The organism is Eikenella sp. NML03-A-027 (assembly GCF_001648395.1).
In the GTDB taxonomy this organism is placed as follows: Bacteria; Pseudomonadota; Gammaproteobacteria; order Burkholderiales; family Neisseriaceae; genus Eikenella; species Eikenella exigua.
In genome coordinates, this window is record NZ_LXSM01000003.1 from 41880 (window position 1) to 55809 (window position 13930).

The following is a 13930-nucleotide window of genomic DNA, read 5'->3' on the forward strand; positions in this document are numbered from 1 at the left end:
AAAACCCGCTGCCTGTTGGCAGCCAGCCTTCCCTATCCCAAGCCCATCCCATCATGACCGATTCCCTCTACCTCCCCGCCGCCCGCCTGTGCCCCGCCGCCATCACGCTGCCCGGCTCTAAAAGCATCAGCAACCGCACCCTGCTGTTGGCCGCCCTGTCCGACAACGCCTGCTGCATTGAAAACCTGCTCGATGCCGACGACACCCGCCATATGCTTGCTACGCTGCAAAGCCTCGGCGTCCGCATCGAACATCATGGCGGCGGCAGCTACACCGTACACGGCTGCGGCGGCCGTTTCCCGCAGCGGCAGGCCGATTTGTTCCTCGGCAACGCCGGCACCGCCTTCCGCCCGCTCACCGCCGCTCTGGCCTTGCTCGGCGGCGATTACCGCCTGTACGGCGTGGCACGGATGCACGAACGCCCCATCGGCGATTTGGTCGATTCCCTGCGCCAAGCCGGGGCAACTATCCGCTACGAAGGCTGGGAAGGCTATCCGCCGCTGCACATCAACAAGCGGCAGGCCGGCGGCCAGAGCCGCATTACCGTGCGCGGCAACGTGTCCAGCCAATTCCTCACCGCCCTCCTGATGGCTTTGCCGCTCACCGGCCAGGCGCACGAAATCGAAGTGCAGGGCGAGCTGATTTCCAAACCCTATATCGACATTACACTCAAACTGATGGCACAATTCGGCGTTCAGGTAGCCCACGACAGCCACCGCCTGTTCAGGCTACCTGAAAGCGCCCGCTACCATGCTCCGGCCACTCTCCATGTGGAAGGCGATGCCTCCGGCGCATCTTATTTCCTCGCCGCCGGCCTGCTTGCCGCTGCCCCCGTGCGCGTGAACGGCATCGGGCGGCACAGTATCCAGGGCGATACCGCGTTTGCCGCCGAGTTGGAAAAAATCGGCGCCGCCGTGGAGTGGGGCGAAAATTATATTCAGGTAGCCCGCCGCCCCGACCAGTGCATCCGCTCCTTCGATTTGGATGCCAACCATATTCCCGACGCAGCAATGACCCTGGCCGTGGTGGCTCTTGCGGCTGGCGCGCGTTGCAGCCTGCGCAACATCGGCTCGTGGCGCGTGAAAGAAACCGACCGCATCGCCGCTATGGCCGCCGAACTGCGCAAACTCGGCGCACGGGTGGAAGAGGAAGCCGAAGCCATCCACATCACCCCGCCGCCCCGCCTAGCCGCCAACGCCCGCATCGACACCTACGACGACCACCGCATGGCCATGTGCTTCTCGCTGGTTTCCCTGCTCGGCGTGCCTGTATATATCAATGACCCGCAATGCGTGAACAAAACCTTTTCCGATTATTTCCAATTGTTTGGATCCATGTGGGCGTAAGGGCTATTTGAGATTCCGCAGGGTATATTTAATGCCTGCACGCCACCGCACCGAAGGCTACCTGAAATCCATTTTTCAGGTAGCCTTTCACACAAAACCGCCCGCAAGTTTCCCTGTGAGCAGCTGTTTGGTGTAAGCGGGCTAAGCGCTTGGTTTGGAGACACTAAAATCTTCACTTGGCTCTTCTCTTTCACCAGGGCTTCAAAGCCTTCGCTCACGATGTCTTGCGGCTTGATGCGTTTGGTAAACAGCTTGTTTTTCGGGAAGTAGCCTTGTTCCATCAGTTGCAATACGGCGGGGAAAATGTCGCGGTAGGCGATGATGCCTTTCACAGTTTTTTCTTTAATCACGATTTCGTTCGGGTGGATGGAGGCTTCGTTTTCCTAAATGCTCACGATCACGCATTTGCCGTCGTTTTCCACGGCTTCGATGGCCTGTTTCAGCACGGGAGCCACGCCGGTTAACTCAAACGACACGTTTACGTCGTCATCGTTTTCGGCTTTGATGTGTTCTACCACACTCACTTTGGAGGGGTTGATCACCACGGCACCCAGTTTGCGAGCTTTGGCTTGGCGTTCGGGAGAAAGCTCAATGGCGTAGATGGTGGTGGCACCGGCAGCACGCAGGGCTTCGATGGTGGGCAGGCCGATGGGGCCGTAGCCGAATACGGTGGCAGTGTCGCCGGCTTTGAAGCTGCTTTGGCGTACGGCATACAGGGCTGCGGCAACGGGCTCTGACGTACCCTGTTCGTAGTCGATGCTGTCGGACAATTTGTGGCACAATTCGCCGTCTACCACGCAGTAGCTGGTGAAGCCGCCATCGGCAGCCAGGCCGACAAAGCTGAGGTTTTTGCCAAGGTTGTATTTGCCTTTGAGTCCGTCTTTGTCCAAAATCGGCCCAACGGTTATGCAGTCGCCTACTTTCACATTGGTTACGCCTGTTCCCACTTCCACGATTTCGCTGGCAAATTCGTGGTCGGGCGTGAGCGGGTCTTTGCGGCTGGAATAGGGGTGCTCTTTCTCTACCAGGATAAAGATAGGGCCGCCGAGGTATTCGTGCAGGTCGCTGCCGCAGATACCGGTGTATTCATAGCGATTTTCACTTATGACGGGCGTGTGATTTCGGGAACGGCTATGTCTTCCACACGGATGTCGCGGCGACCGTACCATCTTGCAGTTTTCATTGTACTCATATCAGTATCATTATTAGGTTGAGTTAAGAACGAGGATCGATTTTAGAAATTTTGGGCGGCAGTTTCGAGCAGACTTAGGCTATTATTCTGATATTATTTTTCAGGTAGCTGAATAAAAGGGACAGTTTCTGGCAACTTTGTTAAGAATTTAAAATGTTAAGAATTTAAAATTTATGATTGAAATACAAGAAATTACATACCGCTATTCACAGGCACAGGAAAACGCACTCGACAGCGTGATCCTACCAGTAGCCGAGGGGGCGGCGCTGGGCCTGCTCGGCCCCAACGGCGCGGGAAAAACCACGCTGATGTCTCTTTTGGCCGGGTTGTTGCCGGTGCAGGGCGGGCAGATTTTGTTTGACGGCGTGCCGCTGGGCAGGCTGCCGGCCAAAGAGCGGCAGCGTATTTCGCTGGTGCCGCAGGATTTTGCTTTTTATCCCTTGCTCTCGGTGTGGGACAATATGCGCTTTTTCACCGCGCTATATGCCGTGCGCGACGAAGGCTACCTGAAAACCTTGCTGGAGCAGGCCGGCCTGGCCGAACACCGCGCCAAACTGGCCAAACACCTTTCCGGCGGGCTGAAGCGGCGCTTAAACTTTGCCATCGGCCTCATCAACCGCCCCAAGCTGATTTTTTTAGACGAAATCACCGTGGGCATCGACCCCGAATCGCGCCGCTTTATTTTGGATAGCGTGGCCGCGCTCACGCAGCAGGGCATCACGGTGGTGTACACCTCGCATTATTTGCAGGAAATCGAGCTGTTGTGCCGCGATATTGCGCTGCTGCACGGCGGGCGGTTGGTGTATCACGGCGGCCTGCATGAGATATTGCGCCAATGCGGGCAATCCGGCCTGACCCTGCGCACCGTGCCGCCGCTGCCCGATGCCGAGCTGGCCGCGTTGCAAGGCCGCCGCGCCGCCGACGGTACGTTGCATTTCGATACCGATACGCCCGCCGAACTGCTGGCCGCGCTGCAAGATAAAGGCTACGCCGCCGAAGCCTGCCGTTTTGGCTTTGCCTCACTGGAAAGCTTTTATTTGGACTTCTTGGCCAAGCAGGCTACCTGAAAACCATAAAACGAATATGATCAAACCCATGCAAGCATCCCATCCCACAAGGCCGGCCTCATGTTAGCCGCCGCCATCACCAAAGAACTCAAGCTGCTCAGCCGCGACCTGCACGGCGTGGCCGTGCTGTTTGTGATGCCGATTCTGTTTATGCTGATTATGTCGGCCGCCTTGAGCAGCAGCCGGGAAAACCTCAATCCCGATGCGCAAATCGTGCTGCTCGGCAAACCAGACAGCCCGCTTAACCAACAGTTTCTGCAAGCCCTGCAAAACGAGAAGCTGAAAGTGCAGCTGGCCGATAAAAGCCGCCTGGCCGATTTTCAGGTAGCCTTACAGCGTGGCGAGGCCGATTTGCTGCTGCTCAATCCAAACGATGAAACCACCCCGCTGGAAAAAGAACAGCCTCTGCACCTGTGGCTCCAGCCCGATGCCGATCGCGGCTGGCTGCTCGGCATCAAAGGCCTGATGCGCCAGCACTACACCCAGGCACGCCTGGCGCAGTATTTCGATGGCAACGAAATCGTGTTGGACAACAACAAAAATCCCGCCGTGCGCCGCATTCAAGACCAAGTGAACAAAGAATTGGACAATAAGTTCGGCCAAATCGAAACTTATCTGGGGCGCGAAATGTGGCAGGAAACCTATCTGAACCGGCAGGGCGAGGCGGTGGAGCAGCCCAACTCCGTGCAGCACAGCGTGCCCGCCTGGCTGATTTTCGGCATGTTTTTCATCATGATACCGCTCTCCAACGTGATGGCGATGGAACGGCAGACCAACACGCTCACCCGCCTGAACATGGCGCGTGCCCCCGCTTGGAAACTCTTGGCTGCCAAGCTGATTCCCTACTTCTTAATCAACCAGTTGCAGTTTGCCGGCATGATTGCGCTGGGCGCATGGGTGCTGCCCCTGCTCGGCATGCCCGCCTTTGCGCTGGCCGGCGGCTGGGCGGGCTATGCCGCCGTATCCTGCGCCGTGAGCCTGGCCGCGCTGGGCTACGGGCTTTTGGTGAGCGTGCTGGCCAAAACCACCGAACACGCCGTGGTGCTCGGCGGCGGCGGCATCATCATCATGGCCGCACTGGGCGGCGTGATGGTGCCCGTGCACATCATGCCCGCGCTGATGCAGCAGCTCTCCCAGCTCTCGCCGATGGGCTGGGGCTTGTCCGCCTTCCAAAAACTGCTGTTAAACCATTACACCCTGGCGCAAATTGCCCCGCAGCTGCTGCACTTGGCCGGCTTCGGCCTGGCCGCCCTCGCCGCTGCCGCCGCGCTCTACCGCCGCCAACTCAAAACCCAAGCGAGATTTTAAAGTGAACACGCCCGATTTAAGCTCCCCCGCGCTGGAGCAGGCCTTGAAAAGCCTGATTGTGCGCGAAACCGAAAAACAAAACGATGTGGACATGGCCGCCTTTGCCGACGACTCCCCGCTGTTCGGCCCGGAAAGCCCGGTCGGCCTCGATTCGCTCGACGCGCTGCAAATCACCGTCGCCCTGCAAGCCCATTACGGCGTGCGCCTCAACGGCGACCGCATGGTGCGCAAACACATGATGAACGTGCGCGATTTGGCCGCCTTTATCCGTGAACAGCACGGCGCATAAAGGCTACCTGAAAAACCGTTCTGCCCGTTTTCAGGTAGCCTTTGCCGTATCGCTAAACACACCGCATGAATCCGAAAATCGCCCAACTCCAACAACGCAACGCCCAAGTTCGCCTGCGGCAGCGCTACGCCTTTTTAAACATTGCCGACATCCAATCCACAGATGGCGACATTGCCCGCCGATTTATCGACAGCGGCATCTATCGGCTTACTAACCCGGCCGCCGCCACCTTCCCGTTTCATCAAAACGGCATCATCGACCACCCGCTATACCAAGCCCAGCATCAAGCCGCCTGTACCGAAATGGTGCGCCGGATACACGCCTTGCTTGCTGATACGGCGTGGATAAGCTTAAGCGAAAACGGCTTCGGCTTCTGGGCGCGCATTTCCCTGCCCGCCTTGCAGGCCGCTTTGGATCATTGGTTTGAACAATACGGCGATTTCGGGCTGTATCTTGAAAACGGCCATGCGCTGGCCATCCATGAGGCGGAGTACGAATGGGAAGTGCTGGAAACGCCGGGCAAACCGCTTGAGGCTATCTGAAAAATGAACACCACAAACACTCCATCCCGCGCCGCCTATTTGTGCGGCAGCAGTTATTGGTGCGCACAAGGGCAGGGCAGCCGCCCGTTCGGGCTACCTGAAACCTTATTCTTGCCGCCGGCCTTCCGTACCGCACATGGCTTGGGGCAGCAGCGCGAGCTGCCGTATTTTGCCGCCTTCCCCGCCGCTCCGGCCACGCTGGCGCAGCTGTGCGGCTGGATTGAGGCTCAAATCCGCCAAGCCGCTACGGCAGCTGGCTGGGATGCAGACAACCTGGCCGGCATTCCCGTGTTTATCGGTTCCACCTCCTATGTGATGTCCGACCGCGAAGCTGCGCCGGCTGCCAGCCCCGAAGAAGAACACTACACCCTGTGTGAAATTGCAGGCTACCTGAAAATCCGTTTGCGCAGCCCCAACGTATTCAGCTTTGCCACCTCCTGCACCGCCGCCGCCCAAGCCCTGCTCGCTGCCGCCCGCAGCATCGGAAACGGCTTGGCCGAACGCGCCATCGTGGTCGGCATTGAAAGCTTCAACCGGCTCACCTTCGAGCATTTCCAAGCCATGGGTCTGCTGGAAACCGAGCCGGGCAGGCTGCCGTTTCTCGATGCAGGAGGGCTGGTGTTGGGCGAAGCCGCCTCCGCGCTGGTCTTGTCGGCACAGCCGCACCGCGATTACGCCTGCCGCCTGCACGGCTTCACCGCGCAAACCGACCACCTCAACCTCACCGCTTCTTCCGTCGAACCGCTGCACAGCCTGCTTGCCGAATGCTTGTGCCGCGCCGGAATGGCTGCGCCGGATTTGTGCGGCGTGAAAACCCACGGCAGCGGCGGCCTGAGCGATGAAGTGGAAATGCAGGTGCGCCGCCAAATCTGGCCGCATACCCCCGCCTTGCTGTTCAAACCCTACACCGGCCACACCCTCGGCGCGAGTGCCGCCGTGGAAACCGCTCTGTTGCACGCCGCCTTGCAACAAGGCCGCCTGCCACCCCTGCCCGTATCCTCCTCCGATTTCCCCCTGCCTACCCTGCACGGCCAGCCGCTGCCAAACGGCAGCTATCTGAACTATTTCCTTGGCTTCGGCGGCAGCCATTGTGCCTGGGTGTTGGATTGGCAGGGTTGAGGCTACCTGAAAAGTATATTTGATGATGTCGAATCCATTGCACCCAGGCCAAACATTGGCCTACCTCCAAGCCAGCGCCCGCTTTATCGCCGAGCCGCAGCAGCCCGATGCTGAACTGCGACGCCTTTTGCGCGAGCAATACGGCATCGATGCACGCCGCCTGAGCCGTTTCACCCTGCTCGCCCTACTCGGCGCCTTGCCGCTGTGCCATGGGCTACCTGAAAACCCTGCCATTTATCTCGCCTCGCCGTTCAGCTCCCCCTCCCGCATGGCCGCGATGCAGCAGAAACTTGCCGCCTGCCAGCCCTCGCCGCTCGACTTTATGGCCAATCTCCACAACGCTGCCACGTTCCAGCTGGCGCAAATCCTCGGCAGCAGCGGAAACAGCGTGTTTCTTGCCGCCGATACCGTCGATTGCCTCAGCCCGCTGTATGCCGTGCTGAACGCATTGTTGGCCGAGCCTGGGCAAACTGTGCTGTTGGGCTGGGCTTACGAACAGGCAGGGCAGGGGGAGCAGGAAGGCAGCGTGTGGTGGCAAGTTTCAGGTAGCTTGTCACCCCAGTGGCACGGCTGGCGGATAAGCACCGCTGCGATCAATCACACCATCACCGTCATGCCGCACCAATTTGCCTTTCTGCCTGTGGCATTGGTCTTGGAAGAGCAGCTGTACGGCCGGGGCCGGCTTCTGCTGCCACCACACGGCATCTGGCCAGCGTTGCAAATAGAGACACTTTCTGCCAACAAGATAGAGTAGTTGAACTGATTAGAGACATTCCCGAACACCGCCGGTCTGTCAGCACACACAGCGTGATTGTGGATATATAAGGTAAAGATGAGTGTGAAATTGAATTCGTGGGCGGAAACGGCGAAACCTTGGCCTTGCCCGTTTTAAATGGGCAGGCAGATTCTGAGCTGGAGTAGGGGGGGGATATATAGCCTATCATTACACAGAGAATAGTGGGTAAAGCTCATCCTGCCAACATAATAAGGCTACCTGAAAGCTCCAGCTTCTACGAAGCTAAATTTCAGGTAGCCTTTTATGTTAGTTTGGCCAAATAGCAGAGAAGGTTTGTAGCAGCCAGAAAGGCCATAGCTGAAGCACTCATACAAGGCGAGCCAACGCAGTAGGATAGAGAAGTGCTTTAGCTATATACCTAAGGCCACAACTGCAACTTTTCCCTGCCCTCCTATTTACATAAAAACCTATTGCCATACTAAATTAGTTTCCATTACTATACACTAATAATACTGATTATCAATAGAACAACTATTTTTAAGGGGCACACTCATGTTTGTTTGTGTTTGTAATGCCATTTCCGACCGCCAGATTCAAGAAACCGTTGCCGCCGGAGCCACCAGCCTTACTGACCTGCAAAACGCCTTGGGCGTGGCCACCTGCTGCGGCTGCTGCGCCGATTTGGCCGTTTCCTACCTAGGCAACCACAGCGACAACCATCAGGTTGCTACCGGCAAAAACAATCTGCAATAGCCGCGTTGTCATCGCCGCCCACCTAACCCTGCACACATTGACACTGCTGCCGTATTACGGCAGCATTTTGCTTTTCAGGTAGCCTCAACAATACACATCATGGACTTATTCAATACCCGTTCTGTTACCTTCGAGCAGCCCACCGCCATGCTGCGCGCCTGCCACGGCAAAGTAAAACGCTTCTGCAGCCAACTGCACGCCCTGCCCGACTATCTGCAACAGCACGGCTACAACACCGTAGCTGAGCAAGCCATTACCCAAATCCGTCACTATTTCAACGTAGCCGCCCCGCTGCACCACCAAGACGAAGAAGAAGATTTCTTTCCCCTGCTGCTGCAATACGCCCCCGAAGCAAAGGCGCTGATCCAAGAGTTGGAAAGCGAACACCAATCCCTGCACAGCAGCTGGGATTTGCTCAACCAACACCTGGCCTCCCTCGCCGACGGCACACCGCTCAATCTCGAGCTCATCTCCTGCTTCACTGCCGGCTACGACTTCCACATTCCGCGCGAAGAGCAGCTGTTCGACCTAGGCGACCAAAAAATCCCCGAAGCCGAACTGCACATCATCGGCAAACGCATGGCCGCCAGGCGGCAAGGGTAAAGGCTGAGTACTGTTCGGCAGTAAGATTAAAAAGGCTACCTGAAACTTTCAGGTAGCCTTCTTTATCAAAAGAACCAACCAAACTTAGCTGCCACAAACGCCACAGCAACCGCTTTCGGTGGTTTCGCCGTTGTTGTTGTCGGCATTGTTGAGCACCTTCAGCTCGGTATCATCCTGCACTTGCGGTGCATTGCCGGCGGATTCGGGCTGGAGGGTTTCGTTTTGGCTCATTGTTTTTCCTTTCATCGGATGTGTTGGCAGGAAAATAATACACCGTGATTTTAAAGCTGTTTGTCGGCAGCGGCCTCTTGCTGCTCTGATTCTTCTGCAGCCTGTGCGTTCAGCGGAACGGCAGCTTGGTCTTGCTCGGCAGCCTCATCTGCCAAAGCCGGAGCGGGTTCGGCAAGAGGCTGGTCAGTTTCGCCTGCATCTGTTGCCTCAGCGCTGCCGGCATCGGCGTCGTTGCCGCCACGCACATTGTGGCTGTAGTCTTTCGGCGGACTGGGCTGCTTGCCTTCCATGATCTCCAGCACTTGATCGCGATCGATGGTTTCCCATTCTATCAATGCCTTACACATGGTTTCCATTTTATCGCGATTTTCATCCAAAATTTTATAGGCCACCGCATATTGTTCGTCCAGAATGCGGCGGATTTCGGCATCCACGTCCTGCTGAGTTTTCTCGGAAATATGCTGTGAGCGGGTAATGCTGCGGCCAAGGAACACTTCGCCTTCGTTTTCGGCATACACCATCACACCCATTTTTTCGCTCATGCCATAACGCGTTACCATTTCGCGCGCTATCTGTGTGGCACGCTCGAAATCGTTGGACGCACCGGTGGAAATGCGGCCGACAAAAATATCTTCGGCAATGCGTCCGCCAAACAGGATAGCCAGCTGGCTGAGCATTTGGTCTTTATACATCGAAATACGATCGCGCTCCGGCAGCTGCCAGGTCAAGCCCAGCGCACGGCCGCGCGGCATAATGGTTACTTTATGCACCGGATCGGTAAACGGCAGGCTCTCGGCCACGATGGCATGGCCGGCTTCGTGATAAGCGGTGGCACGTTTTTCGTCCTCATGCATCACCATGCTGCGCCGCTCAGGGCCCATATAGATTTTATCTTTGGCATCTTCAAAGTCGCTCTGATCAACCTTGATTTTATTGCGGCGGCCGGCAAACAGCGCAGCCTCATTTACCAAGTTAGCCAAATCCGCACCGGAAAAACCGGGTGTGCCGCGCGCCAGCGACACCAAATCCACCGAAGCATCCAGTGGCACTCTCTTGGCGTGCACTTTCAAAATCTGTTCGCGGCCGCGGATATCAGGCAACGGCACCACCACTTGGCGGTCGAAACGGCCGGGGCGCTGCAAGGCTGGGTCGAGTACATCCGGGCGATTGGTGGCAGCAATCACGATAACCGTTTGATTGCTTTCAAAACCATCCATCTCCACCAACAGCTGGTTCAAAGTCTGTTCGCGTTCATCGTTGCCGCCACCCAAACCGGCACCACGCTGGCGGCCCACGGCATCGATTTCATCGATAAAGATGATACAGGGCGCATTTCTCTTAGCCTGCTCAAACATATCGCGCACGCGGGAAGCGCCCACGCCCACAAACATCTCCACAAAGTCCGAGCCGGATATGCTGAAAAATGGCACGCCTGCTTCGCCGGCAATCGCCTTGGCCAACAAAGTCTTACCTGTACCCGGGCTGCCGGCCAGCAAAATTCCGCGCGGCACACGGCCACCCAAGCTCTGATAGCGGTTTGGCGCTTGGAGGTAATCCACGATTTCCTGCACTTCTTCTTTCGCCTCGTCGCAACCGGCCACATCGGCGAAGGTTACGCGGTTGGCATCTTTATCCAGCAGCCGAGCACGGCTTTTGCCGAAGGAAAACGCCCCGCCTTTGCCCCCGCCGCCGTTTTGCATGCGCAAAAAGTAAAACCAAGCGCCAATCAGCAACAGCACCGGCAAGAGGCTGGTGAAGAAAATATTGCTCCACAGGCCGGGTTTTTCTTCGGGGATGTATCGGAAATCAACGTTCTTGTCCTGCAGCATCGTCAGGAGTTTGTCGTCCATCGGCGCATTGGTATAGAACTTGGATTTGTCGGTGCGCTCGCCTTTAATCACATAACCGCTCAGCAGCGTACCTTCAATATCCACTTTGGCCACTTCGCCTTTGTTTACCTGCTGGATAAACTGCGAATAGTTGATCAGCTGTTTGTCTTCCTTCTTGCCCAGCAACGTTTGGGCCGAGGCAAGCAGCACCCCGGCTAGAAACAGCCAAACCAAAATCGTCCTAACGGTGTTACGCACGGTAACAAGCTCCTAACTATATAAATGCCACAACAAATAAAAAACAGATGATAACCAGCACCTTGCTGATTACCGCTTATTCCTGCCCAGCAGATACACCTCGCTGGAACGGCTGCGCGAGGCCTTTGGCTTGCGCACCTGCACTTGGGCAAACACCCCGCGCATGGCCTGCATATATTCCTGAAAACCGGCTCCCTGAAACACTTTCACCAGTATATTGCCGCCAGTTTTCAGATGTTCGGCGGCAAAATCCAGCGCCAGCTCGCACAAAACATAGCTACGCGCCTGATCGGTTACCGCATTGCCCGACATATTGGGTGCCATATCACAAATTACAAGGTCTAGCGCGCGGCCTTCGAGCAGGTTTTCCAACTCCTCCAGCACCTCGTTTTCGCGGAAATCACCTTGGATAAACGATACGCCCACAATCGGCTCCATTGGCAAAATATCCAAGGCAAACACCCTGCCCTGCGCCCCCGCCAGCTTAACCGCCACCTGCGACCAGCTGCCCGGCGCACTGCCCAAATCGGCCAACACAGTGCCGTTTTTAATCAACTTGTCTTTTTCGTTGATTTCCAGCAATTTGTATGCCGCCCGGGCACGGTAGCCGTCTTTTTGCGCCTGATGCACATAGGGGTCGTTCACGTGCTCGTTCAGCCAGCTTTTGGAGGATTTGGAACGGGTTGCCATCATCAATCCCAATCAAAGAAACGGCCGCATTGTAGCCGATAAGGCTACCTGAAAACCACAATCGGGGTTTCAGGTAGCCTTCTGATGCGCTAATCCAAGGGCTCAAACATTAAAGCTTTCGCCGCAACCGCATTCGTTTTTCACGTTCGGGTTGGCGAATTTGAAGCCCTCCTGAAGGCCTTCTTTGGTGAAGTCCAACTCGGTGCCGTCGAGATAGATATGGCTTTTCGGATCAACCAATACTTTCACGCCGTGCCCTTCAAACACCAAATCATCGGGCAGGATTTCATCGGCAAATTCCAGCGTGTAGGCCATGCCGGAGCAGCCGCTGGTTTTCACGCCGATGCGGATGCCTTCGCCTTTGCCGCGCTTGGTGAGGAAGCTGCGGATGTGTTCAGCAGCGTTGGGTGTGAGTGTAATCATGGGGTGTCCTTTGTTTTAGGTTCTTTAAGAGGCTACCTGAAAAACAATATCAGGTTTTCAGGTAGCCTTTTGTCGGTTTACCGCCCAAGCAATGGCGGCGACTACAGCAGCTTTGGCCTGTGGGCTATTTTTCCAGCAAGTGCTGCCGGTGAGCGCCGCGCTCTGCTCCAATACATCGGCAACATCAGCAGCGGCCAGTTTGGCCACATCGTCCAAACCCATTTGCTGTAAGCGTTGCAGCACGGTTTTGCCGATACCTTTTTCGGCGAGCAGGGATTGGGTTTCTTCTAAGGTAAACATGGGGTTGTTCGGTATTTAGGTTAGCAAGACTTTTTTAGGAGCGCAGGCTACCTGAAAACGGAGTTTCTGCGAAGCTAAAGCGCAGCTTCAACGCAGTTAAAACCGTTAGGCAACGAAATGGTCGTACATGGCATCGATACCTGCGCAGGCACGTTGAACCGCTTCTTCCCAGTCGCCAGCCGTGTCTTCGGCACAAACAGTTTCCACCGAAGCGAAGCCCAAGAAGCCGCCAAGCAGGGTTTTCCGGTAGCCTATTTCAGCTGGCTGTCCTTGCTGCCGCGCCGATTGTAGGCGGAGCGGAATTGCTGCTGTTTGTCGGCCTCTTCTTGGCAGGTAATGCACAACTGCACGCCGGGCAGGGCACGGCGGCGGGCTTCGGGAATGGGTTCGCCGCATTCGGTGCATTCACAGGCGCTTTCGCCGGAGGGCAAATGTTGCCGGGCGGCGGCCAGCGCATCGTCTAAATTGGCATCAATTTGCGCCTGTTCCGCGCCGTCGGGCGCCCAGCCACCGGCCATAGTTATACGCCTTTTTTCTTTTTATAATCGGCCACGGCGGCTTTCACTGCGTCTTCTGCCAAAATCGAGCAGTGGATTTTCACGGGCGGCAATTCCAATTCTTCGGCAATTTCGCTGTTTTTAATCGCCAGCGCGTCGTCCAGGCTTTTGCCTTTCACCCATTCGGTAATCAGGCTGGACGAGGCAATGGCCGAGCCGCAACCGTAGGTTTTGAATTTCGCATCTTCGATGATGCCTTGATCGTTCACTTTGATTTGCAGGCGCATCACGTCGCCGCAGGCGGGCGCACCCACCATGCCGGTGCCAACGTTGTTGTCGTCTTTATCAAGCGTGCCGACGTTACGCGGATTTTCGTAGTGGTCAATAACTTTATCGCTGTATGCCATGATGTGTTTCCTTATTAAAAATTATGATGGTTTGTGATTGGATTAAGGCTACCTGAAAACGGAGTTTCTGCGAAGCTAAAGTTCTAGTTTCAACGAAATTAAAACGGGCAAAACAGATTCCTGCGAAGCTCAAACAGGGCGGCTAAATTTTGCACGCACCGCCTTCACAGCCGTCATCGTTGTTTTCAGGATCAGTGCCGCCTTCCACGGTGATACCATCGAAGTCTTCGAGTAGGGCATCCAAATTATCAAGGTCTAGTTCTTGGTCGTTCATGGTTGTGTTCTTCAAAGTTTAATGTGGAATTAAGGCTACCTGAAAAAAGGATTTTGCTATTGTTGG

The 13930-nt window shown here is 56.1% G+C and carries 19 protein-coding genes; 9 read left to right on the forward strand and 10 right to left on the reverse strand.

Annotation, left to right across the window (positions count from 1 at the left end; all coding sequences use genetic code 11):
• Window positions 1–53 precede the first annotated feature (53 nt).
• Window positions 54–1346: a 3-phosphoshikimate 1-carboxyvinyltransferase gene (gene aroA, locus A7P96_RS00870; RefSeq protein ID WP_067524020.1), complete on the forward strand. Its 1293-nt coding sequence runs from the start codon at window positions 54–56 to the stop codon at window positions 1344–1346.
• Here aroA and A7P96_RS11450 read toward each other — a convergent pair.
• The gene (locus A7P96_RS11450; RefSeq protein WP_067524022.1) at window positions 1313–1696 is read right to left on the reverse strand and encodes a hypothetical protein; all 384 of its coding nucleotides are present in this window, start codon (window positions 1694–1696) and stop codon (window positions 1313–1315) included. The genes aroA and A7P96_RS11450 overlap by 34 nt on opposite strands.
• 33 nt (window positions 1697–1729) lie before the next feature.
• Window positions 1730–2515: a zinc-binding dehydrogenase gene (locus A7P96_RS00880; RefSeq protein ID WP_067524025.1), complete on the reverse strand. Its 786-nt coding sequence runs from the start codon at window positions 2513–2515 to the stop codon at window positions 1730–1732.
• A gap of 196 nt (window positions 2516–2711) precedes the next feature.
• Here A7P96_RS00880 and A7P96_RS00885 point away from each other — a divergent pair, with 196 nt between their 5' ends.
• The 8 genes from A7P96_RS00885 (at window position 2712) to A7P96_RS00920 (ending at window position 8955) form a co-directional block, all read left to right on the forward strand.
• Entirely contained in the window at window positions 2712–3605 is an 894-nt protein-coding gene (locus tag A7P96_RS00885; protein WP_067524027.1) for an ABC transporter ATP-binding protein, read from the forward strand.
• Window positions 3606–3665: 60 nt separating this feature from the next.
• On the forward strand, window positions 3666–4913 hold the full coding sequence (locus tag A7P96_RS00890; protein ID WP_067524029.1) for an ABC transporter permease: 1248 nt from the start codon (window positions 3666–3668) through the stop codon (window positions 4911–4913).
• 1 nt (window position 4914) lies between these two features.
• Window positions 4915–5202: an acyl carrier protein gene (locus A7P96_RS00895; protein WP_067524032.1), complete on the forward strand. Its 288-nt coding sequence runs from the start codon at window positions 4915–4917 to the stop codon at window positions 5200–5202.
• Between the two features lie 65 nt (window positions 5203–5267).
• Window positions 5268–5744, forward strand: coding sequence for a hypothetical protein (locus A7P96_RS00900; protein WP_067524034.1), 477 nt, complete (start codon window positions 5268–5270; stop codon window positions 5742–5744).
• A 3-nt stretch (window positions 5745–5747) separates the two neighbouring features.
• A complete protein-coding gene (locus A7P96_RS00905; RefSeq protein ID WP_067524035.1) occupies window positions 5748–6863 on the forward strand; it encodes a beta-ketoacyl synthase N-terminal-like domain-containing protein in 1116 nt (371 codons plus the stop codon).
• A 55-nt stretch (window positions 6864–6918) separates the two neighbouring features.
• The gene (locus tag A7P96_RS00910; protein WP_067524037.1) at window positions 6919–7617 is read left to right on the forward strand and encodes a hypothetical protein; all 699 of its coding nucleotides are present in this window, start codon (window positions 6919–6921) and stop codon (window positions 7615–7617) included.
• Between the two features lie 534 nt (window positions 7618–8151).
• Entirely contained in the window at window positions 8152–8352 is a 201-nt protein-coding gene (locus A7P96_RS00915) for a (2Fe-2S)-binding protein (RefSeq protein WP_067524039.1), read from the forward strand.
• Between the two features lie 99 nt (window positions 8353–8451).
• Window positions 8452–8955, forward strand: a complete 504-nt coding sequence (locus A7P96_RS00920) for a hemerythrin domain-containing protein (protein WP_067524041.1) — start codon at window positions 8452–8454, stop codon at window positions 8953–8955.
• Window positions 8956–9039: 84 nt separating this feature from the next.
• Here the strand turns inward: A7P96_RS00920 and A7P96_RS10915 are convergent, their stop codons facing one another.
• The 8 genes from A7P96_RS10915 to A7P96_RS11335 all read right to left on the reverse strand — a co-directional run bounded on the left by A7P96_RS10915 (window position 9040) and on the right by A7P96_RS11335 (window position 13864).
• Window positions 9040–9186 carry a hypothetical protein gene (locus tag A7P96_RS10915; protein WP_197476431.1) on the reverse strand — a complete coding sequence of 49 codons (147 nt, stop codon included), beginning with the start codon at window positions 9184–9186 and terminating at the stop codon, window positions 9040–9042.
• 50 nt (window positions 9187–9236) lie between these two features.
• Window positions 9237–11273: an ATP-dependent zinc metalloprotease FtsH gene (ftsH, locus tag A7P96_RS00925; protein WP_067524043.1), complete on the reverse strand. Its 2037-nt coding sequence runs from the start codon at window positions 11271–11273 to the stop codon at window positions 9237–9239.
• 69 nt (window positions 11274–11342) lie between these two features.
• Window positions 11343–11963, reverse strand: a complete 621-nt coding sequence (locus tag A7P96_RS00930) for an RlmE family RNA methyltransferase (RefSeq protein ID WP_067524347.1) — start codon at window positions 11961–11963, stop codon at window positions 11343–11345.
• Window positions 11964–12065: 102 nt separating this feature from the next.
• Window positions 12066–12386, reverse strand: a complete 321-nt coding sequence (gene iscA, locus A7P96_RS00935) for an iron-sulfur cluster assembly protein IscA (protein ID WP_049257904.1) — start codon at window positions 12384–12386, stop codon at window positions 12066–12068.
• A 57-nt stretch (window positions 12387–12443) separates the two neighbouring features.
• Window positions 12444–12686, reverse strand: coding sequence for a recombinase RecA (locus A7P96_RS00940; protein ID WP_067524045.1), 243 nt, complete (start codon window positions 12684–12686; stop codon window positions 12444–12446).
• Window positions 12687–12937: 251 nt separating this feature from the next.
• Entirely contained in the window at window positions 12938–13204 is a 267-nt protein-coding gene (locus A7P96_RS00945) for a DksA/TraR family C4-type zinc finger protein (RefSeq protein WP_067524047.1), read from the reverse strand.
• Window positions 13205–13206: 2 nt separating this feature from the next.
• On the reverse strand, window positions 13207–13590 hold the full coding sequence (gene iscU / locus A7P96_RS00950; RefSeq protein ID WP_067447952.1) for a Fe-S cluster assembly scaffold IscU: 384 nt from the start codon (window positions 13588–13590) through the stop codon (window positions 13207–13209).
• A gap of 142 nt (window positions 13591–13732) precedes the next feature.
• Window positions 13733–13864 (reverse strand): hypothetical protein, encoded by a 132-nt coding sequence (locus tag A7P96_RS11335; RefSeq protein WP_255361152.1) that lies wholly within the window; start codon window positions 13862–13864, stop codon window positions 13733–13735.
• Between the last annotated feature and the right edge of the window lie 66 nt (window positions 13865–13930).

Bases quoted from the DNA above. Each gene is read 5' to 3' on its own strand.
- A7P96_RS00905 (WP_067524035.1), top strand. From the start codon at position 5,748: ATGAACACCACAAACACTCCATCCCGCGCCGCCTATTTGTGCGGCAGC.
- A7P96_RS00945 (WP_067524047.1), bottom strand. From the start codon at position 13,204: ATGGCCGGTGGCTGGGCGCCCGACGGCGCGGAACAGGCGCAAATTGAT.
- iscA (WP_049257904.1), bottom strand. From the start codon at position 12,386: ATGATTACACTCACACCCAACGCTGCTGAACACATCCGCAGCTTCCTC.
- A7P96_RS10915 (WP_197476431.1), bottom strand. From the start codon at position 9,186: ATGAGCCAAAACGAAACCCTCCAGCCCGAATCCGCCGGCAATGCACCG.
- iscU (WP_067447952.1), bottom strand. From the start codon at position 13,590: ATGGCATACAGCGATAAAGTTATTGACCACTACGAAAATCCGCGTAAC.
- A7P96_RS00920 (WP_067524041.1), top strand. From the start codon at position 8,452: ATGGACTTATTCAATACCCGTTCTGTTACCTTCGAGCAGCCCACCGCC.
- A7P96_RS00940 (WP_067524045.1), bottom strand. From the start codon at position 12,686: ATGTTTACCTTAGAAGAAACCCAATCCCTGCTCGCCGAAAAAGGTATC.
- A7P96_RS00880 (WP_067524025.1), bottom strand. From the start codon at position 2,515: ATGGTACGGTCGCCGCGACATCCGTGTGGAAGACATAGCCGTTCCCGA.
- aroA (WP_067524020.1), top strand. From the start codon at position 54: ATGACCGATTCCCTCTACCTCCCCGCCGCCCGCCTGTGCCCCGCCGCC.
- A7P96_RS00890 (WP_067524029.1), top strand. From the start codon at position 3,666: ATGTTAGCCGCCGCCATCACCAAAGAACTCAAGCTGCTCAGCCGCGAC.
- A7P96_RS00900 (WP_067524034.1), top strand. From the start codon at position 5,268: ATGAATCCGAAAATCGCCCAACTCCAACAACGCAACGCCCAAGTTCGC.
- A7P96_RS11335 (WP_255361152.1), bottom strand. From the start codon at position 13,864: ATGAACGACCAAGAACTAGACCTTGATAATTTGGATGCCCTACTCGAA.
- A7P96_RS00885 (WP_067524027.1), top strand. From the start codon at position 2,712: ATGATTGAAATACAAGAAATTACATACCGCTATTCACAGGCACAGGAA.
- A7P96_RS00915 (WP_067524039.1), top strand. From the start codon at position 8,152: ATGTTTGTTTGTGTTTGTAATGCCATTTCCGACCGCCAGATTCAAGAA.
- A7P96_RS00930 (WP_067524347.1), bottom strand. From the start codon at position 11,963: ATGGCAACCCGTTCCAAATCCTCCAAAAGCTGGCTGAACGAGCACGTG.